Raw genomic sequence first — 24,551 nt, forward strand, 5'->3', positions numbered from 1 at the left:
GCACCTGTAAACCCTTCGTACCATAGTGGAATTCGTATGAATACGTCCTAGCAAGATACAATCAATAAGCTGCTCGAAAGGTTGGTATTAAATGAAGCTGAAATGGAAATATCATATTCTTGTTTACCTGGCCGGCATGATGATCATATTCTTACTTATATCATTTATTTCCCTGTCTAAAAGTCAGCATCGCATATTCCACTTGCCAATTGTTAATGAGCTGACGGAATCAGTTCTTATTTCAGAATCACTGCTGCTGATGATGAGTTCCGAAGTTCCGCAGCTGGAGAATAATCTGAAGGAAAATGATATTACCATGCCTGAGTTATCAACCTTATTTTTTGAATTTACTTCAGGCATTACACCAAATAATTTCACGAGCCTGCTCGGAGTAGGATTGCCAGGAATGAACACTTTTTCAAACGGTATACAATTGACGGGAAAAGGATCCAGTACAGCTTCCATGCCAATCGAGTCTCCTCCGCCTGATTTTGAGAAATTGCTGGAGGAGGAAGAAACGGCGCAAGATCAGTCTGAGTCAAATGATCAAAATATACAGTCTAAGTCAGATGCCAGTGTATTTATTTATCACAGTCACGCCTGGGAAGCCTTCCTGCCATTAATGGATGGAAAAGATAACAAACCAAGTGAAGCTTCCAGTATAAACAATGATGAAAATATCTTGCAGGTGGGTTCGATGCTTACCAAGCAGCTAGAGAAAAGGGGAATCACCGCAGTCCATGATAAAACGAATGTGACAGCGAGCCTCCATGAGCGAGGGTGGGATTACAATGATTCCTACAAGTTTTCCAGAGAAACCGTACAAGAGGTGACAGCTTCCAACAATTCCATTGATTACTTTATTGATGTGCACCGCGATGCACAGCGTAAAGATGCAACAACAGCCACCATCAATGGGGAAAAATACGCCAAACTCTATTTCATTGTAGGAACCAGTCATAAAGATTACAAACAGAACCTGGCATTTGTAAAAAAACTGCACCAGATGATGGAAGACAAATATCCCGGCCTAAGCAAAGGTATTTATAAAAAAGACAAATCTGAAGGAAATGGTGTTTACAACCAGGATTTGTCTAACCGTTCCATCCTTATTGAATTCGGCGGTGTTGACAATAACCGCACCGAGCTGAAAAACACCTCGGAGGCCCTGGCTGAAATCATTCGTCAACACGATCAAAATGCTGAAAAAGTCAGCAGCCCAGAATAAAGTGAAACTTCATTCAGTGGGGGGTTCTTTTCCTCTCCCACTGAATGTTAGTTGAACGAATCAGGAATTTAAGACGCACAGGACAAGGAAAACTTCGGCAGCGATGCATCTTCGTGAGAAAAAGTGCTTTCCTTTTTCAAGGACGTCACGTTTTATCGGCCGGGCTGTTTTTCCCCCACTTTGCGTGATAAGATATATATCTATTTTCCAGGCGGCGGAAGTAATACTGACTAGTAGTATGAGGGTATCAATCGACAAAAAGGCTGTTCTTGCCGCAGAAACGGCAGAACAGCCTCTTAACCTCAGTTCATATGCACTTTCATCTCTTGCAGAATTTTCTTCTCTAGCCTTGATACCTGCACCTGTGAAATCCCAAGACGTTCCGCCACTTCCGCCTGTGTTTTATCTTTATAATACCGCAGATACAGAATTAATCGTTCTCGCTCGTTTAGCCCTCTGATTGCCTCTTGTAATGTGAGTTTATCAAACCATGTAGTATCATCATCGGCAATTTGGTCAAGCAATGTTATTGGATCACCGTCATTTTCAAACACCGTCTCATGGATGGAATGCGGTGATTTTGCTGCTTCTTCGGCATGAACGACTTCTTCTGTTGTAATGTCAAGTGCTTCAGCGATCTCAAGCACTGTTGGCGAACGCCCCAATGTTTTTGTTAACTCATCCCGTTTTTTGCGTATTCGATTCCCGGCCTCTTTAAGGGAGCGGCTCACCTTGACACTCCCGTCATCGCGAATGAACCGTTGAATCTCTCCGATAATCATCGGCACAGCATACGTGGAAAAGCGAACATCATAGGACAAATCAAATTTATCAATCGATTTAATTAATCCAATACTCCCAATTTGAAACAAATCATCCGGATCATACCCACGGTTAATGAATCGTTGCACAACTGACCAAACAAGCCTGACATTCTTTTCAACAAGAACGTCGCGTGCTTCCATGTCACCTTGCTGACTTTTATGGATATACGTTTTCACCTGTTCATCCGTCAACGACTCCTGATTGTTTTCCTGTTTAACGTTTACATCCATAGGCATCCCTATTTAGAAACCGTTTTTTTTGATAGTTGTTTTTTCATATGGACAGTTGTGCCGCTTTCAGGCAGAGATATGATTTCCAGATTGTCCATGAAATTTTCAATAATCGTGAATCCCATTCCGGATCGTTCCAATTCAGGCTTCGATGTGTACAATGGCTGTCTGGCCTCATCCACATTGTTGATGCCGATTCCTTCGTCTTTTATCGTCAATTCCACCGCATCTTCATCCAATGTACAGGTAATGGACACATAATGCCCCGGTTCATTGTTATAGCCGTGGATGATAGCGTTCGTCACCGCCTCGGAGACAACAGTTTTAATTTCGGTAAGTTCATCCATGGTCGGGTCCAGCTGGGCCACAAACGACCCGACTGTCACCCGGGCAAACGCCTCATTCTCACTGACACTCGAAAACTCTACATGCATTTCATTTTTCATGAAGCCACCCCCAACGCAGATAACGCGTGTTCTTCGTTCTCCTCCAAGCTCACAATTTTATACATGCCGCTCATTTCAAACAGCCTGTGAACGGGTGCTGAAATGGAGCACACGACCATTTCCCCTCCAAGCTGCAGCACTTCCTTATATCTGCCAAGAACAACCCCGAGCCCCGAGCTGTCCATGAACGATACATCCTCAAGATTCAGGATCACATGTCTGATGCCATTATCATACATCATCTCTTTCCACTCGTTCCGAAGTGCTTCGGATTCGTGGTGATCCAGTTCGCCGGACAATCGTACAATTAATACATCTTGTTTCACATCAAACGAAGCAGTCAGACTCATTCCAGTTCCTCCTTATATTTCGTTGGCAGTTAAGAAAGTATAAATACTTCTTAACTGCATTAATGAAACTCAGGCGCACGCCTAAGGCCTGGCGATAAGCCAAGTTTTCTAATAGTATTTATTCAAGGCGGTCAGGGAAAATTCCTGCTCCTTGACAAAAGAAGAAGAAATTCGTCTGAATGTCTGCTATTTCACCATATTTCGCACGGTGCGTTTCAGGAGTGTGAAATATGATGCTTTATTGACATCCTCATTAACCACCAGTGGTGTTGTGGACAATGTCTTCCCTTTGCTTTTTACAACTAGTTTTCCAACCTGATCCCCTTTTTGGAGTGGCAGGGTCAGACTTTCGTTCGATTCTGTCGAAGCAGTTACTTTTTTGTCTTTTTCCCCTTTTTTATGGATGGTACTGATTGATTCAGATGCTGTAACATCTACTGTTTGCTGTTCCGCTTTCAAAAAATCAATCGTTGTTATTGTTTCCCCTTTTTCATATAAATTTTCAGTCTCGTAGTGATTGAACGCATAATCCAGCATCTTGCTGACAGCAGCATTGCGTTCTTTCGTCGTGTCCGCACCCATAACAACGGAAATCATGCGCATATTATTTTTTTCAGCGGTTGCGGTCAGACAATACTTTGCCTCATTTGTAAAACCTGTTTTTAAACCGTCGACACCAGGGTAGAATTTCACAAGTTTGTTTGTGTTGACTAACCAGAATTCATTTTCTTCGCCTTTTCGCAGATAATCCTCATAAATGGATGTGTAGTCCGTCACGGATTCATATGCCAATAGTTTCTTTGCCATAACAGCCATATCATGTGCTGTACTGTAGTGATCTTCGGCAGGCAGTCCGGTGGAATTCTGGAATTGAGTGTTTTCCAGTCCCAAATCTTTTGCTTTTTGGTTCATCTTTTTTACAAATGCCTTCTCACTTCCCGCAATGCGTTCTGCTAAAGCAACACTGGCATCATTTGCGGATGCAACAGCAACTCCTTTAAGAAGGTCATCAACACTCATTTCCTCGCCTTTCTCGAGAAAAATCTGAGAGCCTCCCATGGATGCAGCCCGTTCACTGACACGTATCATTTCATCTTTTTTGAGTTCCCCTTTGTCAAGAGCTTCCATAATTAATAATAGTGTCATGATTTTTGTCATGCTGGCGGGGGCAAGTTTTTCTTCAGTGTTTTTCTCATAGAGTACCTTGCCGGTATCCCGTTCCATCAGGATGGCCGACTTGGCATCCGGGGTCAGGTTTAGTTCCTGTTTGGCTTCTCCGCCATTATCATCTTCCTCGGCAAACACGAAAGCAGCCGGCATTAATAGATTTAAAAGCAAAACGCCAGCTAGTAAGACAAACCTTTTCATTTTCCACCCTCCAATATGTAATATACTTCTAGGATTACCATGTACGGGTGGTTTTATACGATTTTTAAAACAAAAAAAGCACACGGGTAATGTGTGCTTTTTTGTCGTTTTTATGTGATGGTGTTATAAATAAGCAGGGGTGCTTCACCCGGATTATCCGATAATGTGATACTTGCATACAGTTTTTCTTTTACAGCATCAACGGAAGAATCATTGGCGTGAATGGTCAAAAGCGGTTCCCCTTTATTTACAGTCTCACCGATTTTCTTATGCAGGACAATGCCGACAGAAAGATCTATTTCGGATTCTTTCGTGGCTCTTCCCGCGCCAAGCATCATTGCTGCTGTACCAATATCGTCGGCAGCAATTTCAGAAACAGTGCCAGACTTTGTGGCAGGAAGCTCTATTTGATGTGCTGCTTGTGGCAATGATTCTGGATAGTCAACAACCGTAGAATCTCCGCCCTGTGACTCCAAGAACGTTTTGAACAGGTCGAGCGCTTTTCCGTTGTTCAGGTTTTCAGCCAACTGGTTTTTGGCCTCATCTGCAGAACTTGCCATACCAGCCAAAACAGTCATATGGCTGCCCAATTCCAGGCATAACTCTGTCAAATCACTAGGGCCGTTACCTTTCAGTGTGTCAATCGCTTCTTTTACTTCCAATGCATTTCCAACTGCTCTGCCAAGTGGCTGGCTCATATCGGAAATTACAGCCATTGTTTTTCTACCGACATGATTGCCGATCGATACCATTGCCTCCGCAAGCTCTCTGGAGTCCTGATAGTCTTTCATAAAAGCACCAGCACCTGTTTTGACATCCAGTACAATCGCATCCGCACCGGAAGCTATTTTCTTGCTCATGATGGAACTGGCAATCAGCGGAATAGAGTTGACAGTGGCCGTAACATCCCGCAGACTGTATAGCTTTTTGTCAGCCGGGGTGAGATTACCTGTCTGCCCAACGACGGACACCTTGTTTTTATTGACCAGGCCGGTAAATTCATCATTGGTCAGTTCCACATGGAAGCCCGGAATTGCTTCCAGTTTATCGATTGTTCCGCCAGTATGGCCAAGTCCCCTGCCACTCATTTTGGCCACCGGAGCACCGACAGAAGCAACAAGCGGGGCCAGAATCAGTGTTGTCGTATCCCCGACTCCACCTGTCGAATGTTTATCCACTTTCATACCGGAGATAGCTGAAAGGTCAATCTGATCACCGGAGGCAGCCATGGCCGCGGTCAGTTCTGCCCGTTCAGCTTCCGTCATGCCCTGAAAATAGATGGCCATCAGTAGTGCACTGACCTGATAGTCTGGAATATCTCCATTTGTGTAGCCATCGATAAAGAAATGGATTTCATCCTGTGACAGTTCCCTGCCATCACGTTTTTTTTCAATAAGATCATACATTCGCATAGTCATCACCTATATCCGTTAATTTGGCAGCGTACGAATGATTTCGCTGACAAGCCGCAGAAATTCGCCGCGTACTTTTTCCGTTGTTTCGATTACTTCCGTATGGGTAAGTGGCTGATCAAGCATCCCGGCAGCCATATTAGCTATGCAGGAAATGCCGAGAACCCGCATACCAGCATGGCCGGCAGTAATCACCTCAGGAACAGTTGACATGCCAACCGCATCACCGCCCAGCGTCCGGAGCATTCTCACTTCTGCAGGTGTTTCATATGCTGGACCGGTATTCCCGGTATAAACCCCTTCCTGAACGGTTATGTCCAGTTTGGTTGCACAGTCCCTTGCATGCTGTAAATAGGTTGCATCATATACCTGCGACATGTCCGGAAAACGTTCTCCCAGTGCCTCATCGTTCGGGCCGAGAAGCGGATTGTCACCCATGTTGTTAATATGATCCGTTATAAGCATTAAGTCACCCGGATTAAACTGTTCATTGATGCCGCCAGCCGCATTGGTAATAACAATCGATTCAATGCCAAGCTCTTTCATGACGCGAACAGGAAAAGTTACCTGCTTCATGGAATATCCTTCGTAATAATGGAAACGGCCCTGCATCGCAATTACCTGCTTCCCTTTCAAATCCCCCGCTGCAAGCTGGCCTTTGTGTCCAGCGACAGTGGACTCAGGGAAATGCGGTATATCCTGATACGGAATCGTAACCGGGTTATTTATTTCCTCGGCCAACACACCCAGACCGGATCCTAATATAAGCCCGACTGCTGGTGTGTCAGCCAATTTTTCTCTCACATATGCTGCTGCTTCTTTGACCGCATTCTGGTCCAAAACCATCTCCCCCTCTCTATTTAATATCGTTTAGAAAGCTTGTTCCGTGATCCGGCATCTTAATGCTGAAGTTGTCTGCAACAGTTGCGCCGATATCGGCAAATGTTTTTCTAAGCGGCAGTTCTGTCCCCACTTCCATAGCGGGATGGTGCACCAACAATGGTACATATTCCCTTGTATGGTCTGTTCCGTGATGGATGGGATCATTGCCATGGTCAGCTGTAATAATCAGAAGATCATCTTCGTTTAATTTTTCCAGTACTTCCGGAAGTCTGGCATCGAAAGCTTCCAGGGCTTTCCCATATCCTTCAGGGTCGCGGCGGTGACCATATTTGGCATCAAAGTCGACGAGATTCAGAAAGTTTAAACCAGTGAATTCTTTTGACATCGAATCGATAAATTTTGTCATGCCGTCATCATTATCTGCCGTGCGGATAGCTTCCGTTATGCCTTCTCCATCATAAATGTCTGAAATTTTACCAAGCGCAACAACATCAAAATCGGAATCTTTCATTTCATTCATGACTGTACGGCCAAACGGCTTCAGTGCATAATCATGCCGGTTCGGTGTACGTTCAAAGCTGCCCGGTTCACCGACAAACGGGCGTGCAATCACCCGGCCGACCATATACTTTTCGTCTAGTGTCAGTTCACGGGCAATTTCACAGATGTTGTACTGTTCTTCCACTGGAATCACCTCTTCATGGGCAGCAATCTGCAGAACCGAATCAGCAGATGTGTACACAATCAGTGCCCCGGTATCCATATGCTCCTTGCCTAATTCTTCAATGATGGCCGTGCCTGATGCCGGCTTGTTGCCGATCACCTTTCTGCCTGTTTTGGTTTCCAGCTCTGTAATCAGTTCATCTGGAAATCCATTCGGGAACGTCCGGAATGGCTGCTGAATATTCAAGCCCATAATTTCCCAGTGACCAGTCATCGTATCTTTCCCATTTGAAGCCTCTTGCATTTTCGTATAATGGGCTTTCGGCGATGCGGCTTTTTCAATACCTTTAATCTCTCTGATGTTGCTCAGTCCCAATTTTGCCATATTCGGCATGGATAGACCGTCCATCCGTTCTGCAATGTGACCGAGTGTATCGGCCCCTTCATCGTTAAATTGCTTTGCATCGGGGGCCTCACCAATCCCTACAGAATCCATTACAATCAGAAATACACGCTTAAAATTTCTCATGCTGTATGCCTCCTTAACTTTGTTTTTCCCTGTTTGCTTCACAATATGATTGACCACTGTTGTAAGATGTCTGACAACCGCAGCCACATTTTACGCCCGTGGATGATATTCCTGATACATATCTTTTAAACGGGCTTTTGTAACATGGGTGTAGATTTGCGTTGTTGATATGTCAGCATGTCCCAGCATCTCCTGGACAGAACGTAAATCCGCACCATTTTCCAGCAGATGTGTTGCGAATGAATGCCGTAACGTATGTGGGGTAATTTCTTTTTTGATGCCGGCATCGTACGCCAGTTTTTTGAGAACTTTCCAGAACCCCTGTCGTGACAGCGGCCTTCCATGATGGTTAACAAACAGTGCATTTTTATCCTGCTTTTTTTTCACAAGACTTCCCCTTGAGAATCGCAAATACGCTTCAACCGCCTTTTTGGCGATGTCACCAAGGGGGACAATCCTTTCTTTCGATCCCTTCCCAAGGCAGCGCACAAAACCCATAGTCAAATGCAGATCACTTACTTTTAAAGATACCAGTTCCGTCACCCTGAGCCCTGTCGCATACAGCAGTTCAAGCATTGCCTTGTTACGGAGCTCCAAGGGGGTGCTCCCACCGATGGCAAGCAGCGCATCCACATCCTTACTGGACAGAACAGCTGGAAGTTTCCTTTCCTTCCTTGGTGTTTCAATATGTATACTGGCATCATGATTTGTTAGCTGTTCCCTAACAAGAAATCGGTGAAACGAACGAATGGATGAGATTGCCCGTGCAATCGTCGAGGATGATTTTCCGTCATCTTTCAGCTTATACAAAAAACCAGTGATATCAGTCCGCCCGATGTCATCCCATCCTGATTTTCTGATTACCTTTTCCATATACTGCAAATAATGGTTTAAATCTCTTTTATAGGACTGCAAGGTGTTCTCTGAGACACCCTTCTCTACTTGCAGGTAATGCATAAATTCGTCTAAAGCGGGCTTGAGCATAAAAATTACTCCCCCAACCGGAAAAATAAGTTCAAACGGTCTATGAAACTTTCATCAGTTTCCGTATTGAATACTTTCACCGCCGGGCCTTCAGGCGGGTCATAACGGTGATATTGCTTATATTCAGCATGCATGTACCTAAGACCTGCATAAAACAGGCACGTGCAGACGATGAAAATGACAAATACTTTCAGCGTATCCCAAAGCAGCTGTTTCATATTCCTCACCTCTTTTGGCTATCTATCATTAAATCTATGCCAAAAAAGGATAACAATATACATGCTGGAGAAAATGAATATGTCATTCTATCCCAAAAATAAACCATTTTTCCCGAAAAGTAAATTAAAAAACAAATAGCCTTTCTTCCTGTCAGAAAAAAGGCATCGCACGTTCGTTCCCCATTATTTTGTTGTCTCAACAACTGCTTCCTGGCATTGCTTGCAAACTCCATGAAACGTCAGGCGGTGATCCTTCACTTGAAAACGCCAGTCCTTTTCGACAATCCGTTCGACATCTTCCAGAAGATCCTCTTCGATTTCTTCCACAGATCCGCATTCAATGCAAACAAGATGATGATGAAAGTGTTCCGCCCCTTCTTTTCGCAAATCATAGCGGGATACACTGTCCCCGAAGTTAATTTTGTCAACTATTTTCAATTCTGACAACAGTTCCAAGGTCCGATAAACAGTAGCCAGCCCTATTTCAGGAGCCTTTTCTTTCACCAGCAAGTATACATCCTCAGCGCTGAGGTGATCTTCTTCACGTTCCAGCAGCACCCTGACCGTTGCTTCACGCTGTGGAGTAAGTTTGTAGCTTTGAGCATGGAGCTGTTTTTTTATCCGCTCAATCCGATGTTCCATGGCAAGTCTCCTCCCTAATATCCCCACCTTTATTATAGGCACACACTCAAAACGTGTCAAAGTATAGAAGTATAATAATTATAAATTGTTGTCTATAATAATTATTATATAATAATTATTACTGTTTGTAAAAAGATTTTACCATCATTTCCATTGCTTCATTGGCGACATAAGCTTCCAGCACTGCTGCTGCCAATGAAATTGCAATCAGGGAGACAAATGCCATTACATACTTACCGAGCGGCTGTAAAACTGGCGGCTGTGAAATTTTCCGGGAAAATAGCTTGCCCAATAGGGTCAGGGAGAATATCATTGACAAGCTGCCGGCAACAATGTAAATCGGAATGACAAGAAGATTTTGCGGTGCAATGGACAAGGCTGCCAAAAACAGTCCCTTCATTTCCAGCTGATTTACAATGAAACCAACAGAAAAGCCGACAACCATCCCCTTAAGGAACAATAAAATCCATACGGCCGGCAGTCCTATAACAGATAGCCCCAAAACAAAGAGCATTAGTAAATATTTTGCATGATAGAAAAAGCTGTTTTTCAGCACCGTATTGTTGTCTGCCTGCTCACCGGCAGACAGTTCACCAAAAAACCGTTCTAAGTAAAAAAACAGGTCCTGCTTTTGGATGAAATTCATACTGTTGACAATGACTGCACCGAAGATAATCCCAGTCAGAAACAGTATCGTCATGAAAATGTAAATGGTTGCGTGTTCTCTTACATGGTCTATCAGCAGTGTGCGCTTATTGTACATTGGAATCCTCCATTACCCTGTTTTGTTCCGGTGTCCTTTTAGAACGCCCTCTAGTAGAAACTATGAAGAATCCAACGAAAACATACCAAATGATTTTTTCAATTATATCAGGAAGTCGAAACACTGCCGTACTTACCGCCACCGCCGGCTTTAATCGCCAATTTCCCCTCTCTCATATCGGTAATGGCCGATGCTAGTTTTTCTGGTATTACCTTCACCAGTTCATGATACGGGACATGATGGATCACATTCATTTCTGTCTGAAAATGCTCCAGCAGCTTTGCGAACGTTTTTGGACCTAATGATGGCAAATACTCCAGTGGAACCTGGTATAAGTAAGGTGGGCGGTCCGGTATGTCAGCACTGGAATCCTTCAGCTCCTGGATACGGTCAAACACACCCTTTACAATTTTTCCCGAACCACAGGCAGGACATTTAGCGGCATCTGTATCAAGGGGCTCCAGACATTGGCTGCAGACAGTTGTGTAGTACTTTCCGAGATAGGGATTCATGCCGAAATTGCGTTTAATCCGCCGGTCACCCACATGGTGCAATGCCCAGTAAAACTCCTTAAAAGAAGCTTCGGCCATGGTCAGCTCCTGATATTCTCTTGCTATTTTTGGAAGCGAATGAGCATCAGAATTTGACACGAAGGTAAAGCGATGCAGTTCGCTTATCTGGTCTGCCATTGCCGTATCTGAGCTTAGACCCAGCTCAATGCCATCAATCAAATCCGGGTCGAACACTTCCGTCAGTGACCGGCGAACGCCTTTTCCGTACGTGCTTTTAAACGGTGTGAAGACGTGCGCAGGAATAAAAATACCGGAGAGCTCCTTGACTTTATATTGCAGTTCTTTTCCTGAACCATAATAGCGCTGGGAGCTCAGTGTAATATTTTTCATTCTGGCCGCAAGCCATTCAGAAAAGGCCTCCATGCTTGCTAGAGTCGGGAGAAAGCACAAAACATGAATCGGTCCTTGACAATCCGCATCGTACACTTCTATTTCAGAGCCAAGCAATAATGTCACTGATTCAAACCGGATGCCCCCATCCTCCTGTTCATACGCATGGCCAGCGTCGATCAAATCTTTTATTTCCTGCTGTACAGCCGGTGCATGGCTATCGATCACACCTGCCATGTGAATCCCTTTATTGCGGCTCGCTTCTTTTAATATATTTGTCAGTGTCAGTGTTTTGGCCCCGGTTATCTTTACCGGGTGACCATACATATCCCGTCCAATATGAATATGCATGTCGGCGAAAAATGATTGCAGCATCAAGTTACATCCTTTCCAGTGATTCTAAATATAGTATTGCGTAATTTGTTTTTGCATCATGAATCCGCTGGTCTTTCACATACTGTTTTGCTTCGTCCAGTGTCAGCTCCACCCGTTCAACGAACTCATCTTCATCACCAGCTGCGGCGTCCTCCACCGGTTCGATGTCTTCGGTCAAATAAAGATGCATCAGCTCGTCAGCAAACCCAGGTGAAGTATAAAACGATGCCACAAACTTTAGCGAGTCAGTCCGGTATCCTGTCTCTTCTTCCAGTTCGCGCAGTGCCGTCATTTCCGGGTCTTCGCCGTCTTCCAGCTTCCCGGCCGGTATTTCCACAAGCACTTTCTCAAGAGGTTTCCGGTACTGCTTGACGAAAACAATCTTATTCTCCTTTGTGATCGGGATAATCCCCACCGCTCCCGTATGTCTGATGAGTTCCCGCTTGGACGTTTTCCCATCCGGCAGCGTCACATCATCCACCTGCAGTTTGACAATTTCCCCGTCATAAATGGTTTCTGTGTGAATCGTTTTTTCTTCAAATTCTTTCATATGCTCCATCCTTTAACAGCAAAATACTTATTTCTATTTTAGCACATCTTGAACCCCCCCACCTACTCACTGGGATTCCCCCTTCACATTTCTTGAGGTTGGGGTCTTACAGCCCGATAATGCGTGGTAAATAATTGTACTTGTCCCGATCCCTCTTTTACAATGGAGTTAAAGCTATTGCAAATGGAGGTCGGTAAAATGAAAAAGAATCAGCTGGGACAATCAGATCTACATGTTTCCGAGCTGACACTCGGCTGTATGTCGCTTGGAACAGACAGAAGTAAAGCAAAAGAAATCATTGACCGTGCACTGGATGCCGGCATCAATCATCTTGATACAGCCGATCTGTACAGTTTCGGCCGCAATGAGGAAATTGTCGGCGATGCCATAAAGGATAAACGGGATGAGATTATTTTAACAACTAAAGTAGGCAACAACTTTGACAAAGATACGGAAGACTGGTTCTGGGATCCCTCCAGAGAACATATTGAACAGGGCATCAAGGATAGTTTGCACCGTCTTGGCACGGATTATATCGATTTTTACATGCTGCACGGCGGCACGATGGACGACCCGATTGATGAAACCATTGACGCATTTGAAAACCTGAAAAAAGAAGGACTGATCCGGGCGTACGGCATATCATCCATCCGCCCGAACGTCATCCGTGAGTACGTGCGTCGTTCCAATATCGATGCAGTTATGATGCAGTATAACCTGCTTGATCGCCGCCCGGAAGAAGAAGTGCTGGATTTGCTGAATGAAAACAGCATCAGCGTTCTTGCCCGGGGCCCATTGGCAAAAGGAATGCTTAGCGGTCGGGCTGAACAGCAGCTGGAGAAAAAAGGCAAGGACGGATTTCTCGATTATTCCTATGATGAATTGAAAACTATCCAGCAAAAACTCACCGAACTGCGCGGAAATCATTCGCCGAACGCACTTGCTTTAGGCTATATTCTGAAGCATCCTGCCGTTGCAAGCGCCGTATTTGGTGCAAGCTCGGTCGGGCAAGTGGAAGAAAACGTAAATGCTGGTCACGCAGAACTGACGGATGAAACATATCAAGCCATACAGGAGCTGACAAAACCCATCCATTACTCAAGCCACCGGTAGTCCCTGTTAACATTACAATCGAATGTAAGGTGGAAAAAGTGACATGAAATTTTTCATGTCACTTTTTATAACGTACATGCCGACGACATACATAAATTTCCATTGATAATACGGGAAGAAACGGCTATAATAAGAACAAATGTTCTAACTACCGAGGTGAGCAATAATGGACTATGCCAATTATCCGCGAAATGATGTTCTGTGCATTGACATGCGTTCCTTTTATGCAAGTGTCGAGGCGGTCAAGCGAGGTCTGGATCCCATGACCGTTCAGCTGGCGGTCGTCGGTGATGTGAACCGGTCAGGAAGCATTGTTCTGGCTGCCTCCCCAGCACTGAAGAAAAAGCATGGCATCAGCAATGTCAGCCGTTTCTTTGAACTGCCCGATGATCCGGACATCGTGATTGCACCGGCACATATGGCCGACTACCTGGAAATGTCTCTCGAAATCACCAAGCTGATCAACCAGTACGTCCCAAAAGAAGCAATCCATCCATATTCCGTTGACGAAGTCTGGGTTACGGTGAACGGCGTGGAAAAATGGTTCGGCAACCGATGGGAGATTGCAGCTTCTATCAAACAGGACATCCTGGAAAACTTCGGTATCACCTGCTCAGTCGGAATAGGTGATAATAAATTTCTTGCCAAAGTAGTGATGGATTTATATGCAAAAAAAGAAGGGATAGCCGAATGCACGTATGACGATGTCGCAGCAAAATTATGGCCCGTTCCCGTACAGGAAATTTGGGGGATTGGCCGGCAGATGCAGCGTAATCTAAATCGGATGGGGATTATTACCCTTGGACAGCTCGCCAATTTTCCACTGAAGCAGCTGTCCAAACGATTCGGAGTTATGGGGGAACAGCTTTACTGGCATGCCTGGGGTATTGATTTGAGTCCCGTTTTCGGCAATTTCACAAAAACCGAGCAAAAAGGATTCGGTCATGGCATCTCCTTATTGCGCGATTATTCCAGAGATGAAATTGCCATCTGCATTCTCGATTTATGTGAAGAAGTATGCCGGCGGGCACGAACCGCCAATAAAGCCGGCAAAACCATCCACCTTGGCATCGCCTATGCAAAAGAAACAGGTGGTGGCTTCAGCCGATCACGCTCTGTGTCACTGCCGACAAATATCACCATGGATATGTACAACGTCTGCATGCAGCTGCTGAACGAATTTTACGATGACATCAGCAATATCCGTCATGTCTATGTGACACTCGATAATCTCCGTGAAGACGGCGAAACGCAACTGGACCTGTTTGACGATCGGCCAAGGAAAAAAGATATCGGATACGTTATGGATGCCATCCGGAATAAATATGGTTCCAACGCCATACTCCGTGCTTCCAGCTATACTGACGCAGGCATCACACTCGAACGAAGCAAGAAAATCGGCGGGCACCAGGCATAGCAAAGCCCCTGATGTTAGTCAGGCCGCGGGTTAGCTAACAACAATCCATTCGAAAGGATCCTGCGAAAAAACGTTTCATTACGCACGATTCTTGGCGGCGTAATAGTAAATACCGTCTTTTATCGTTTTTGCAGCGAGTCCTGCATCTTCCAGATAGTCCAGCTGTCCAAGCGTTTCCGACATAGTCAGATTCAGCTGATTTTCATATTTCTTTGGGAAAATTTGTTTGCAACTATCAAATGGAGTCTGAGCGCCTTTTAGCAGAAGATCATATACTTTATTTGCCCGCTTCTCCTGCTTTTGCAGACGTACAGGAATCAATTTTTCCACATCCGAAAAAATGGGACCATGCCCGGGATAGACTGTCTGAATATCCAGGGACTGACATTTAAGCAAATTGGCCCGGTACTGAAGCAGTGGTTTTGGGCGCTCTTTGTTATTCTCCGCAGGGGGTTCCAGGAGCGGATTGGGCGAAATATGATAAAGCAAATGGTCGCCTCCAATAAACGCTCCATCGCGTTTGCGCAAAAAAGACAAATGGCTTTGCGCATGTCCTTTCGTTTCAATAACGTGCCAATCATCATGCCCGGGCAGTGTGTCCCCTTCGTCAAGCACATCCGTCAGCTGCCCTTTCCCGGTCAATTGCAATGTGCTGCGCTCTTCACTGGTTTTCGGCATCAGCTCTTCCGGAACGCCGCAAGCAGTGAGCAATTGCCTGAAAAATGCCTCGAAGCATGCTAGAAAGGCTTCATCCTGCCTGAGCCATGCATCCGTGTTTTGATGTGCCACGATGCGCTCAGCACGAGGGAATGCTTCTATTAAACCAATGTGATCCGGGTGGTGATGCGTTAAGATAATCTGTTCAATATCGTTTGGTGCATAGCCCAATTGACGGAGCTGCGTTTTCAGTGCCTCCCATGCTGCTTTCGTTTTCACGCCAGCGTCGACCAGGGATAATGTGTCTCCTTTAAGCAAATAGACATGTGCATCCCCTACTGCAAATGGTGTTGGCACGGTAAGTTGACTGATTGTTTTGTCCAGTACCTTCATAATTAATATCCTCCAAAATGAATAACCATTCAGTTCATGGTTGTTATTATATACCCTTTTCAGAAAAAAATCAGCTATTTCAAATCAACAAATTGGCAAGCAGCCCCAGCGTCATAATCACTTCCCTCCCCATATACATTGACTTCTCTCAAAAAATAACACACAATCAAACAAGAGGTGAGTGGATTGGCAACCAACATTTTTGCACATCGGGGTGCGAGCGGGTATGCGCCGGAAAACACGATGGCCGCCTTCCAGCTTGCTTACTGGCAAGGCGCTGATGGTATCGAAACAGATGTTCATTTGACAAAAGATAATATTCCGGTATTGATGCATGATGAGCGTGTTAATCGAACGACAGACGGTTCCGGATTTATACAGGGCTATACATTACATCAATTGAAACAGCTTGATACCGGTTCATGGTTTTCCCCTAAATTTACCGGCTCCCGAGTAGTAACGCTGGATGAATTTCTGGTTTGGATCCGCGATAAGGCATTATATTTAAACATTGAACTAAAAAATAATAAAATAGACTATAAGAATCTGGAAACAATTGTTTATGATAAAATCGCTTTTTATGGATTATTGGATTGTACGATACTGTCAACATTTAACCCAAACAGTGTTATACGGCTGAACGAAATTGGCGCGAAAACCGGTGCAGCCTTATTAACAGCGGAGCGTCACAAACAGCTCATAACGTATGCCAAAGATTTAAAGGCGTCGGCCATACATATAAAATACCGGCTGCTCAGCCAGGCACTGATAAACCGGAGTCATGAGGAGCATATGGCGGTCCGTGTGTTCACGACTAATAAACCTGTCCAAATGCTGCGCTGTTTTTCAATGGGCTGTGACGCTATTTTCACTGATTTTCCAGAAGCGGCCATTCAATATCGTCATCAGTTTAACAGTCGGAAGGAAAAATAGTTCAGGAGGAATCAAAATGACGAAATTATTCACACCAATCGAATTCAACAATGTCCAGCTAAAAAATCGGATTGTGATGTCGCCAATGTGCATGTATTCCTGTATGGAACGGGACGGGAGCGTAACGCCATTTCACGAGACCCATTACATATCCCGGGCAGTTGGCCAGGCAGGTCTGATTATGACAGAAGCGACCGCTGTTATGCCGGAAGGTCGGATTTCCCATGAAGATTTAGGCATATGGAGTGACGAACATACAGAAGGATTGAAACATCTGAATGAACAAATCCATCGCTATGGTGCAAAGACTGGCATCCAGCTGGCACATGCGGGAAGGAAAGCTCGGCTCAACTCGGACATCTATGCCCCTTCAGCAATTGCATTCAATGAATCATCAGCAACACCGACAGCAATGACATTAAAAGATATTGAAAATACAATTGAGTCATTCAAAGATGGAGCGAGGCGTGCGAAAGAGGCTGGTTTTGACATAATCGAAATTCATGCGGCACACGGCTATTTAATCAATCAATTTCTGTCACCACTCACCAATAAACGTGGAGATGTATATGGCGGCAGTGCTGAAAACCGGTACCGTTTCCTGTCACAGGTTATCGAGGCCGTCCAAACCGTATGGAATGGCCCCCTTTTCGTCCGCATCTCGACAAATGAATATGATACGAACGGCAGCACACTGGAAGATATCCTTTACTTTGTCCGCCAGATGAAAGACCAGGGAGCCGATTTAATTGACTGCAGTTCCGGTGGGGTTGTTCCAGCATCTATTAGTCCATATCCCGGCTATCAGCTGAAGCGCTGTGAAACAATCAAAGAACAAGAAGCGATTGCTACCGGTGCAGTCGGTCTGATAACGACAGGGCTGCAGGCTGAAGAAATTTTGCAAAATGACCGTGCAGACCTCGTGTTTATCGGTCGTGCGCTGTTAAGAAATCCATATTGGCCGAAAGCAGCAGCCGATGAACTGGGCTATACAGTGGATGCACCAAAACAATATGAGCGGGGATGGCGATAACATGGAACTCGTCCTTCTTGGCACCGGATCAGGCGTGCCGTCCAAAGAGCGGAATGTATCCTCCATAGCCCTAAAACTGCTGCAGGAGCAAAACAGCATCTGGCTGTTCGACTGCGGGGAAGCGACCCAGCATCAGATTTTGCGCACCAGCATTAAACCGCGGAAAATCTCCAAAATTTTCATCACCCACATGCATGGGGATCATATTTTTGGATTGCCCGGATTGTTGAGCAGCCGTTCCTTTCAGGGTGGGGATATCCCTACGCCTTTAACCGTTTATGGTCCAAAAGGGATTAAGGAATTTATTGAAACAAGCCTGTCTCTAAGCGGGACAAGTCTTGCCTATCCCCTTTCGATTGTAGAATTTACAGAAGGTGAATTATTGGAGGATGAGCAGTTTGTTGTCACGTGCAAACAGCTTGAGCACGGTATTCCAAGCTTTGGGTTCCGAATAATGGAAAAAGACCGGCCAGGCAGACTGCTTGTTGACAGACTGAAGAATGACGGGATTGAACCGGGCCCGGTCTATCAGCAAATTAAAGAGAATGATGCTGTCCGGCTGCCGGATGGACGCATCATTCACCGCAAACAGTATATTGGTCCGGATAAAAAAGGACGCATCATTGCCGTTCTCGGTGATACACGCGCAACGGATACCGCCAGGACGCTTACAGACCAAGCCGACGTACTGGTGCATGAGGCTACTTTTGGCAGTGACCGGGCGGATCTGGCAGCAGACTACTTTCATTCAACAACGCAGCAGGCAGCAGCGTTGGCCAGAAACAGTAATGTAAAAAAACTGATACTGACCCATATTTCGTCGCGCTATCAGGATGGCGATGATGAACAACTGCTTGATGAAGCGAGGGAAATTTTTCCGGAGACGGAGCTTGCATATGACTTTTATCAGACAGCGATTGACAGCAACTAGCTAAATGCACGGAAGATAGAATCAAAATGAGCGTTCCCTCTTTGAACGGCAGGAACGCTCATTTTTTATAACGTCAGAAAGCATTTCTGGATGACCTTATAAGAAACACTTCGGCATTCGCTATAAGACGAGGCGAATGCCAAGTTTTTCTAAAAGTCATCCAGAAAATCTTTTTGGAAGCTTGTCCGGGGCTGTTCGTCAGTGTCGTCCCGCAGCTGTTTAAACGTATTTTCTCCATATTTTTGCGTTAAATGATCCATCGCAGTGTACAGTTTTTCTTTCTCCGCTTCTTTTTCATACGTAAATAAATCAAGCTGTCTGGCGATATTCTGCTTTTCATCTGCATCCTGGACCGTTATTCCGAGCAGCCGGATTGGTTCGGTATTCCAGTGCTTCTGAAAGAGATCCTCAGCCGCATAAAGGATATCGTCTTTCTTATCAATATAATCATGCAGTTTCTTGCTCCGGGTTACGGTTGTACGGTCATGATACCTAATCATAATCTGTATGCTTCGCCCTGCCGCCTGCTTTCGCTTCATTCTTCGTTCCACATTTTCAGCCAGCTGATGCATCAGTTTACGTATTTCTGCCTCATCTGTCGTATCTACAGGCAATGTCTGTGAACTGCCAATGCTTTTAAATTCGTTTACTGCATCCGGATCAACAGGCCGTTCATCCATTCCGTTCGCCCTGTTCTTCAGCCGCTCGCCATTGATGCCAAATAACTGTTTCAGCTGGTAAGCGTCCCCATCCGCGAGATCACCGATTGTGCCAATTTCAATTGCGCGCATTTTAACAGCTGTTTTACTGCCGACACCATACATTTCCTCGATTGGCAGGGGCCAAAGTTTTTCCTCGATATCCCGTTTTCGCAATATCGTAATCCCCATCGGTTTTTTCATATCGGAGGCCATTTTTGCAAGAAATTTATTGGGAGCAATCCCGATACTGCAGGGCAGGTCCAGTTCATTGCTGATTTTTTGCTGCAGGTTCTGGGCAATGTCGATTGGGCTGCCGTGCTCTTCTGTTCCAGTTACATCCATATAGCCTTCATCGATGGAAACCGGCTGAACGTACGGCGTGATTGCTGCCAGCATTTGAAACATTTCCTTTGAAGCGGTCCGATACCGTTCAAAGTTGGGACGCAGAACAATGAGTTCCGGGCATAATTTCCGTGCTTCCCATAGCTGCATTGTTGTCTTGACGCCTTTTGCCCTTGCCTCATAGCTGCTTGTTACAACAATCCCTTTCCGTTCTTCGGGATTACCGGCAATTGCCAGCGGTTTGCCTTTTAAAGATGGGTCATAGGCCATTTCAACGGAAGCGTAGAAAGAATTCATATCGACATGAAAGATAACCCTGCCTTTTTTCGGGTACCATTGTGCCATCACTAGACATTCCTTTTAAAACGATTTTCTTACATTATATCACATAGGCTGTTATCTAAAAGACTACTGCTTTTTGCGTTATCCTAGAGAATGAAACCCCGCTTAACAATTTCTATAAAATACGACGTAGAGGTAACAGTGATTTCCGCTTCGGACAGTCGCTTTCGCCCACAGGGCATAAGCGCGACATCTACTCAAGCCCTCTTCGTTCGCTTTCGTAGTCTTCTTTACCGCGGGCACGGCTTCAGCCTCCGTGGCGGAAAATCGCTGCTAAAAAGTCTGAGAGAAAGCTTCTCAAGGCCAAAAGTCATCCAAAAGCGGGCTAAAAAGTCCGAGAGAAGGCTTCTCAAGGCCAAAAGACACCCAAAACCGGGCCGAAAAGTCCGAGAGAAAGCTTCTCAAGGCCAAAAGACACCCAAAACCGGGCCGAAAAGTCCGAGAGAAAGCTTCTCAAGGCCAAAAGCCATCCAAAACCGGGCCGAAAAGTCCGAGAGAAGGCTTATCAAGACCAAAAGTCGAGGCCACTGAAAAAGAACCCCTTTCATTCGAAAAGGGGCTCCAACCTATCAGTAAGCAGTTGTACTTTTAGACGTTCGCTGCTTCCTGTACAATCGCTGTCACTAGTTCTGTGACTTTCACCAGTTCGTCAACTGGAATCCGTTCATTTGTTGTATGGATTTCCTCATAACCGACAGCCAGATTCACGGTAGGAATGCCCAAACCTGAGATAACGTTGGCATCACTTCCGCCGCCGCTCGCTTGTAACGTGCTGTCCCGGCCGATGGATCTGGCAGCATTTTGAGCAACCTTCACTACTTCATCACCTTCATCGAGCTTAAATCCAGGATACATTGTTTTTACATCTACTTCTGCACTGCCACCGTAAGCCGCGGCAGTATCTTCAAATGCTTCCTTCATTTGATCGACTTGTTTTTTCATTTTTTCCGGATCAAGTGACCTTGCTTCAGCCAGTATTTCAACATGATCGGCAACAATATTGGTCTGTTTGCCGCCTTCAAACCGCCCAATATTGGCTGTCGTTTCCTCATCAATCCGACCGAGCGGCATCTTGGCAATGGATTTTGCGGCAAGCGTAATAGCTGAAACACCTTTTTCCGGTGCCAGTCCGGCGTGTGCTGTTTTTCCTTTCATGACAGCATGCAATTTGGCCTGCGTCGGGGCTGCTACAATAATATCGCCGACGGCACCGTTGCTGTCAATCGCATAGCCATATTTCGCTTGAAGCAACGAACCGTCCAGTGCTTTTGCTCCAACCAGTCCGGATTCTTCTCCAACCGTAATGACAAATTGGATGTCACCATGTTCCACATTATTTTCCTTCAGTGTCCGGATTGTTTCCAAAATGGCAGCCAGTCCGGCTTTATCATCGGCACCAAGAATAGTTGTCCCGTCTGATACGATGTACCCGTCTTTCACGGATGGTTTAATGCCGTTGCCTGGCACTACGGTATCCATATGAGAAGTGAAATAAATCGGGTCTGCATTCTCTTTTGTGCCTTTTAACGTGCAGATTAAATTGCCTGCCCCATGACCCGTCTTTTCTTTACTGTCATCCTCCGTTACATCCAGACCAAGTTCTGTAAATTTTTTGGTTAAAACATTGGCGATATCTGTTTCATGGCCTGTTTCTGAATCAACTTGAACAAGCTCAAAGAATTCCTCAACCAATCTGTCCTTGTTAATGGAAATCATCATTTTTTCCTCCTAAGTCAGCTGCATTGTTTCCGTTCTGCGATTATAATGGGATGTTGCCATGTTTTTTGGCTGGTCGTTTTTCGTCTTTGTGATAGAGCATTTCCAGCCCTTGAATAAGTTTGATTCTTGTTTCCCTTGGGTCAATGATATCATCTATCATGCCAAGACCGGCTGCCACATATGGATTGGCAAACTTGTCCCGATAGGTGGTGATTTTTTCTTGCCTTGTCGCCTCAGGGCTTTCACCTATCAAGCAGTTGTTCCATATCATGAAGCGAGTCAATGGCCACACCGACTTTTCCTACTTCCCCTTCTGCCATCGGATCATTAGAATCATAGCCGATTTGTGTCGGCAGGTCGAACGCAACGGATAATCCTGTCTGCCCCTGTTCCAGCAAGTAGCGGAACCGTTTATTTGTTTCCACAGCAGAACCGAACCCTGCATATTGGCGCATCGTCCAGAGGCGGCTGCGGTACATGGTCGGCTGTATTCCTCTTGTAAAGGGATATTCTCCCGGATACCCCAGTTTCTCTTCATACTCCTCGTCATCGGCAGGGTAATAGAGCCGATCCACTTCTATATCGGAAGAAGTAGTAAATGTGTCCTTTCGTTCCGGAAAGCGTTCCAATGTTTTCTCAACGGATTTTTTCCAGTTATCCCGTTTGGACGGTGAATGTTCATCATGCATCGATCGGAGCCCCCATTTCCAATTATTAAAAATAAATACGATTATGGCACTTGTCCAATTCATGAATTAACGATAAAATACAGTTACGAATAAGGAGTGAGGAGGATTTAATATGGCTAAAAAAACAGCAAATGTGCAAGCTCCCCGCAAAACATCAAAACGTGAACGCCGAATGAAAATCATCATATATATTATGATTCTGGCTATGGTATTATCGACCCTGACGATGGGGCTGTCTATGTTTATATAAAATAAATAAGCCCGCATCCGGATCCCGATGGTTGTTCTAAAGAACCAGATGTTTAAACCGTTTTCATGCAGAAAGGACTGGCGATCAGATTATCCCGGTCTTTTTTTTATTCGTTTTCTTGCTGGCACATCACTTTGTTTAAACTTTTCCTTCAGCAGCAAATAATCTTCCATCTCGTGCAGCAGCCGGAATAAATTGGCTCGTGTGATGAAAGCTTCATATGTCTCCGGTAATTCTTCTTCATCAAACGTATCACGCAGTTTTTCCAGTTCATCCAGATAAAGAATCGCTGTATTGCCTGGGTGCACGACACCTGACAGTTTATCAAAAAAATCAGCAATTTTTACTGAGATGGCATCTGTTTCGGGCAGTTTGGTGACTAATGGCAGCATCTTTTGCAAACATTCGAACTGTTTGTTTCGCATCACGAAATAGTCATGATAAGGATGCTCGGTCCTTAGCAGATGATTCTCCTTATCCAGTGATACCAGATCCATCGCTTCCTGCAAGAGTTCTTCACATTTTGTTAGCTCTTTCCCATCCCAATTCTCATTTTTATCGCGTATGTATAAGGCGAATTCATGCAAAATAGCCTGAAAATTGCGTTCCAGGTCGGATTGTTTCTGCTTCAGCTGCTTGTCCAGGCTAGGCATATACAAATTGACAAGCAAACCAGTGCCAATTCCGACAATAATCAGTAAAAATTGATCAATCAGGAATGACTGGGAAATACCTTCCTGTCCGTATAAGTTCAAAATAATGACAGAGCTTGTGGCGATGCCGGGCGTCACCTTCAAGAACACCGTTACCGGTATGAACAAAAGCAGCATTATTCCAACAGCGACTGGATGGTAGCCAATCAGTTCAAAAAAGATAATAGAAAACAATGAAGCTATCACACAGGCCAGGAAGCGGTGCCATGCACTCAAAACAGAACGTTTACGGGAAGGCTGAATGCATAAAATCGTCAAAATTCCCGCAGACACGAAATTGGTCACCCCTAATAGCTGTGCAACAGAAATGGAAATCGGAGTGCCTATTGCTGTTTTAATCGTCCTGTAGCCGATTCGCACTATAATATCCCCTTATCGGTTACTGAAATAGTTCTAATTCTCCAGCCATCTCCAATACTTTTTGAACATCCTCTTTCAGACAAATGTGTCATCTTGTGATACAAAATGAGGCTGACCCGTTCAATTTGAGACAGCCTCACTTCAATACCGGTTGTGTACCGGTTATGTTTAGATTTCTTCGCAGTGTTCATCAAACACCTTTTGAAGTTTACCGACTACATCAACTGCACTGTAGCCTTCAATATCAGACCGCTCAAGCATGGTGACAACTTTGCCATCTTTTAGGAAAGCAAAAGACGGTGATGATGGCGGGTACCCTTCAAAATACTCCCGTGCCTTATCCGTCGCCTCCCGGTCTTGTCCAGCAAAAACGGTGACCAAATGATCAGGCCGCTTATCGTAATGAATGGCATTTGCTGCTGCAGGACGTGCAACACCGCCGGCACAGCCGCATGTCGAATTAATCATAACTAACGTCGATCCTTCGCGGTTCATTGCCTCTTCAACTGACTCAGGTGTCGTCAGTTCCTCGTAGCCTGCCTCTTTAACATCACTCCGCGCTGCATCTACAACGTCCTTCATGAACAGATCAAAATCCATATAAATGTTCAACTCCTTATAAGAGGTTAT

Annotated in this window: 25 protein-coding genes and 2 pseudogenes; 7 read left to right on the top strand and 20 right to left on the bottom strand. The window is 45.1% G+C overall.

Annotated features, from left to right (window positions below; all coding sequences use genetic code 11):
* Window positions 1-91 precede the first annotated feature (91 nt).
* A complete protein-coding gene (spoIIP, locus tag ACFSUO_RS15215; RefSeq protein WP_382395625.1) occupies window positions 92-1,228 on the top strand; it encodes a stage II sporulation protein P in 1,137 nt (378 codons plus the stop codon).
* 302 nt (window positions 1,229-1,530) lie between these two features.
* On the opposite strand, the gene sigF is transcribed toward spoIIP, so the two are convergent.
* The 13 genes from sigF to ACFSUO_RS15280 form a co-directional block, all read right to left on the bottom strand.
* Entirely contained in the window at window positions 1,531-2,283 is a 753-nt protein-coding gene (sigF, locus tag ACFSUO_RS15220; protein ID WP_382395627.1) for an RNA polymerase sporulation sigma factor SigF, read from the bottom strand.
* 8 nt (window positions 2,284-2,291) lie between these two features.
* The gene (gene spoIIAB / locus ACFSUO_RS15225) at window positions 2,292-2,729 is read right to left on the bottom strand and encodes an anti-sigma F factor (RefSeq protein ID WP_382395629.1); all 438 of its coding nucleotides are present in this window, start codon (window positions 2,727-2,729) and stop codon (window positions 2,292-2,294) included.
* On the bottom strand, window positions 2,726-3,079 hold the full coding sequence (gene spoIIAA, locus ACFSUO_RS15230) for an anti-sigma F factor antagonist (protein ID WP_382395631.1): 354 nt from the start codon (window positions 3,077-3,079) through the stop codon (window positions 2,726-2,728). Before spoIIAA ends, spoIIAB begins: the two co-directional genes overlap by 4 nt.
* 186 nt (window positions 3,080-3,265) lie before the next feature.
* Window positions 3,266-4,447: a D-alanyl-D-alanine carboxypeptidase family protein gene (locus ACFSUO_RS15235; protein ID WP_382395633.1), complete on the bottom strand. Its 1,182-nt coding sequence runs from the start codon at window positions 4,445-4,447 to the stop codon at window positions 3,266-3,268.
* Between the two features lie 110 nt (window positions 4,448-4,557).
* Entirely contained in the window at window positions 4,558-5,859 is a 1,302-nt protein-coding gene (locus ACFSUO_RS15240; RefSeq protein WP_382395635.1) for a pyrimidine-nucleoside phosphorylase, read from the bottom strand.
* An 18-nt stretch (window positions 5,860-5,877) separates the two neighbouring features.
* Window positions 5,878-6,699 (bottom strand): purine-nucleoside phosphorylase, encoded by an 822-nt coding sequence (locus tag ACFSUO_RS15245; protein ID WP_382395637.1) that lies wholly within the window; start codon window positions 6,697-6,699, stop codon window positions 5,878-5,880.
* 16 nt (window positions 6,700-6,715) lie between these two features.
* On the bottom strand, window positions 6,716-7,894 hold the full coding sequence (deoB, locus tag ACFSUO_RS15250) for a phosphopentomutase (RefSeq protein ID WP_382395639.1): 1,179 nt from the start codon (window positions 7,892-7,894) through the stop codon (window positions 6,716-6,718).
* Window positions 7,895-7,984: 90 nt separating this feature from the next.
* Window positions 7,985-8,878 (bottom strand): site-specific tyrosine recombinase XerD, encoded by an 894-nt coding sequence (gene xerD / locus ACFSUO_RS15255; RefSeq protein WP_382395641.1) that lies wholly within the window; start codon window positions 8,876-8,878, stop codon window positions 7,985-7,987.
* Between the two features lie 5 nt (window positions 8,879-8,883).
* Window positions 8,884-9,096: a YqzK family protein gene (locus ACFSUO_RS15260; protein WP_382395643.1), complete on the bottom strand. Its 213-nt coding sequence runs from the start codon at window positions 9,094-9,096 to the stop codon at window positions 8,884-8,886.
* 183 nt (window positions 9,097-9,279) lie between these two features.
* Window positions 9,280-9,738: a ferric iron uptake transcriptional regulator gene (gene fur, locus ACFSUO_RS15265; RefSeq protein ID WP_382395645.1), complete on the bottom strand. Its 459-nt coding sequence runs from the start codon at window positions 9,736-9,738 to the stop codon at window positions 9,280-9,282.
* Between the two features lie 118 nt (window positions 9,739-9,856).
* Window positions 9,857-10,501 (bottom strand): stage II sporulation protein M, encoded by a 645-nt coding sequence (gene spoIIM / locus ACFSUO_RS15270; protein WP_382395647.1) that lies wholly within the window; start codon window positions 10,499-10,501, stop codon window positions 9,857-9,859.
* A gap of 107 nt (window positions 10,502-10,608) precedes the next feature.
* Window positions 10,609-11,778, bottom strand: coding sequence for an endonuclease Q family protein (locus ACFSUO_RS15275; RefSeq protein ID WP_382395649.1), 1,170 nt, complete (start codon window positions 11,776-11,778; stop codon window positions 10,609-10,611).
* 4 nt (window positions 11,779-11,782) lie between these two features.
* Window positions 11,783-12,328, bottom strand: a complete 546-nt coding sequence (locus ACFSUO_RS15280) for an NUDIX hydrolase (RefSeq protein ID WP_382395651.1) — start codon at window positions 12,326-12,328, stop codon at window positions 11,783-11,785.
* 198 nt (window positions 12,329-12,526) lie between these two features.
* On the opposite strand from ACFSUO_RS15280, the gene ACFSUO_RS15285 reads away from it, so the two are divergent.
* Both ACFSUO_RS15285 and ACFSUO_RS15290 read left to right on the top strand, forming a co-directional pair.
* Window positions 12,527-13,441, top strand: coding sequence for an aldo/keto reductase (locus ACFSUO_RS15285; protein ID WP_382395653.1), 915 nt, complete (start codon window positions 12,527-12,529; stop codon window positions 13,439-13,441).
* Window positions 13,442-13,607: 166 nt separating this feature from the next.
* Window positions 13,608-14,858, top strand: a complete 1,251-nt coding sequence (locus ACFSUO_RS15290; protein WP_382395655.1) for a DNA polymerase IV — start codon at window positions 13,608-13,610, stop codon at window positions 14,856-14,858.
* 78 nt (window positions 14,859-14,936) lie between these two features.
* Here ACFSUO_RS15290 and ACFSUO_RS15295 read toward each other — a convergent pair whose 3' ends face one another.
* Window positions 14,937-15,908 carry an MBL fold metallo-hydrolase gene (locus ACFSUO_RS15295; RefSeq protein ID WP_382395657.1) on the bottom strand — a complete coding sequence of 324 codons (972 nt, stop codon included), beginning with the start codon at window positions 15,906-15,908 and terminating at the stop codon, window positions 14,937-14,939.
* A 177-nt stretch (window positions 15,909-16,085) separates the two neighbouring features.
* Between ACFSUO_RS15295 and ACFSUO_RS15300 the strand changes: the two genes are divergently transcribed.
* Genes ACFSUO_RS15300 through rnz form a run of 3 tightly spaced genes read left to right on the top strand, consistent with a single transcriptional unit; the run spans window position 16,086 to window position 18,805 of the window.
* The gene (locus ACFSUO_RS15300) at window positions 16,086-16,841 is read left to right on the top strand and encodes a glycerophosphodiester phosphodiesterase (RefSeq protein WP_382395659.1); all 756 of its coding nucleotides are present in this window, start codon (window positions 16,086-16,088) and stop codon (window positions 16,839-16,841) included.
* A 16-nt stretch (window positions 16,842-16,857) separates the two neighbouring features.
* Window positions 16,858-17,874, top strand: a complete 1,017-nt coding sequence (gene namA / locus ACFSUO_RS15305; protein WP_382395661.1) for an NADPH dehydrogenase NamA — start codon at window positions 16,858-16,860, stop codon at window positions 17,872-17,874.
* Between the two features lies 1 nt (window position 17,875).
* On the top strand, window positions 17,876-18,805 hold the full coding sequence (gene rnz, locus ACFSUO_RS15310) for a ribonuclease Z (protein WP_382395727.1): 930 nt from the start codon (window positions 17,876-17,878) through the stop codon (window positions 18,803-18,805).
* Window positions 18,806-18,954: 149 nt separating this feature from the next.
* Here the strand turns inward: rnz and ACFSUO_RS15315 are convergent, their stop codons facing one another.
* The 4 genes and pseudogenes from ACFSUO_RS15315 to ACFSUO_RS15330 form a co-directional block, all read right to left on the bottom strand.
* Window positions 18,955-20,193, bottom strand: a complete 1,239-nt coding sequence (locus tag ACFSUO_RS15315) for a DNA polymerase IV (protein ID WP_382395663.1) — start codon at window positions 20,191-20,193, stop codon at window positions 18,955-18,957.
* A gap of 585 nt (window positions 20,194-20,778) precedes the next feature.
* Window positions 20,779-21,906 (bottom strand): M20/M25/M40 family metallo-hydrolase, encoded by a 1,128-nt coding sequence (locus ACFSUO_RS15320; RefSeq protein ID WP_382395665.1) that lies wholly within the window; start codon window positions 21,904-21,906, stop codon window positions 20,779-20,781.
* A 43-nt stretch (window positions 21,907-21,949) separates the two neighbouring features.
* Window positions 21,950-22,153 (bottom strand): annotated as a pseudogene (locus ACFSUO_RS15325) (carboxyl transferase domain-containing protein); the annotation flags it as partial.
* A 7-nt stretch (window positions 22,154-22,160) separates the two neighbouring features.
* Window positions 22,161-22,598: pseudogene (locus tag ACFSUO_RS15330) on the bottom strand (methylmalonyl-CoA mutase family protein); the annotation flags it as partial.
* A gap of 112 nt (window positions 22,599-22,710) precedes the next feature.
* On the opposite strand from ACFSUO_RS15330, the gene prli42 reads away from it, so the two are divergent.
* A complete protein-coding gene (prli42, locus tag ACFSUO_RS15335; protein ID WP_382395667.1) occupies window positions 22,711-22,848 on the top strand; it encodes a stressosome-associated protein Prli42 in 138 nt (45 codons plus the stop codon).
* A gap of 89 nt (window positions 22,849-22,937) precedes the next feature.
* Here prli42 and ACFSUO_RS15340 read toward each other — a convergent pair whose 3' ends face one another.
* Window positions 22,938-23,921, bottom strand: coding sequence for an aromatic acid exporter family protein (locus tag ACFSUO_RS15340; protein ID WP_382395669.1), 984 nt, complete (start codon window positions 23,919-23,921; stop codon window positions 22,938-22,940).
* Window positions 23,922-24,089: 168 nt separating this feature from the next.
* Complete coding sequence (locus ACFSUO_RS15345; protein ID WP_382395671.1) at window positions 24,090-24,521, bottom strand: BrxA/BrxB family bacilliredoxin; 432 nt, start codon at window positions 24,519-24,521, stop codon at window positions 24,090-24,092.
* Between the last annotated feature and the right edge of the window lie 30 nt (window positions 24,522-24,551).

It is taken from the genome of Lentibacillus juripiscarius, assembly GCF_042685205.1.
GTDB lineage: Bacteria > Bacillota > Bacilli > Bacillales > Amphibacillaceae > Lentibacillus > Lentibacillus juripiscarius.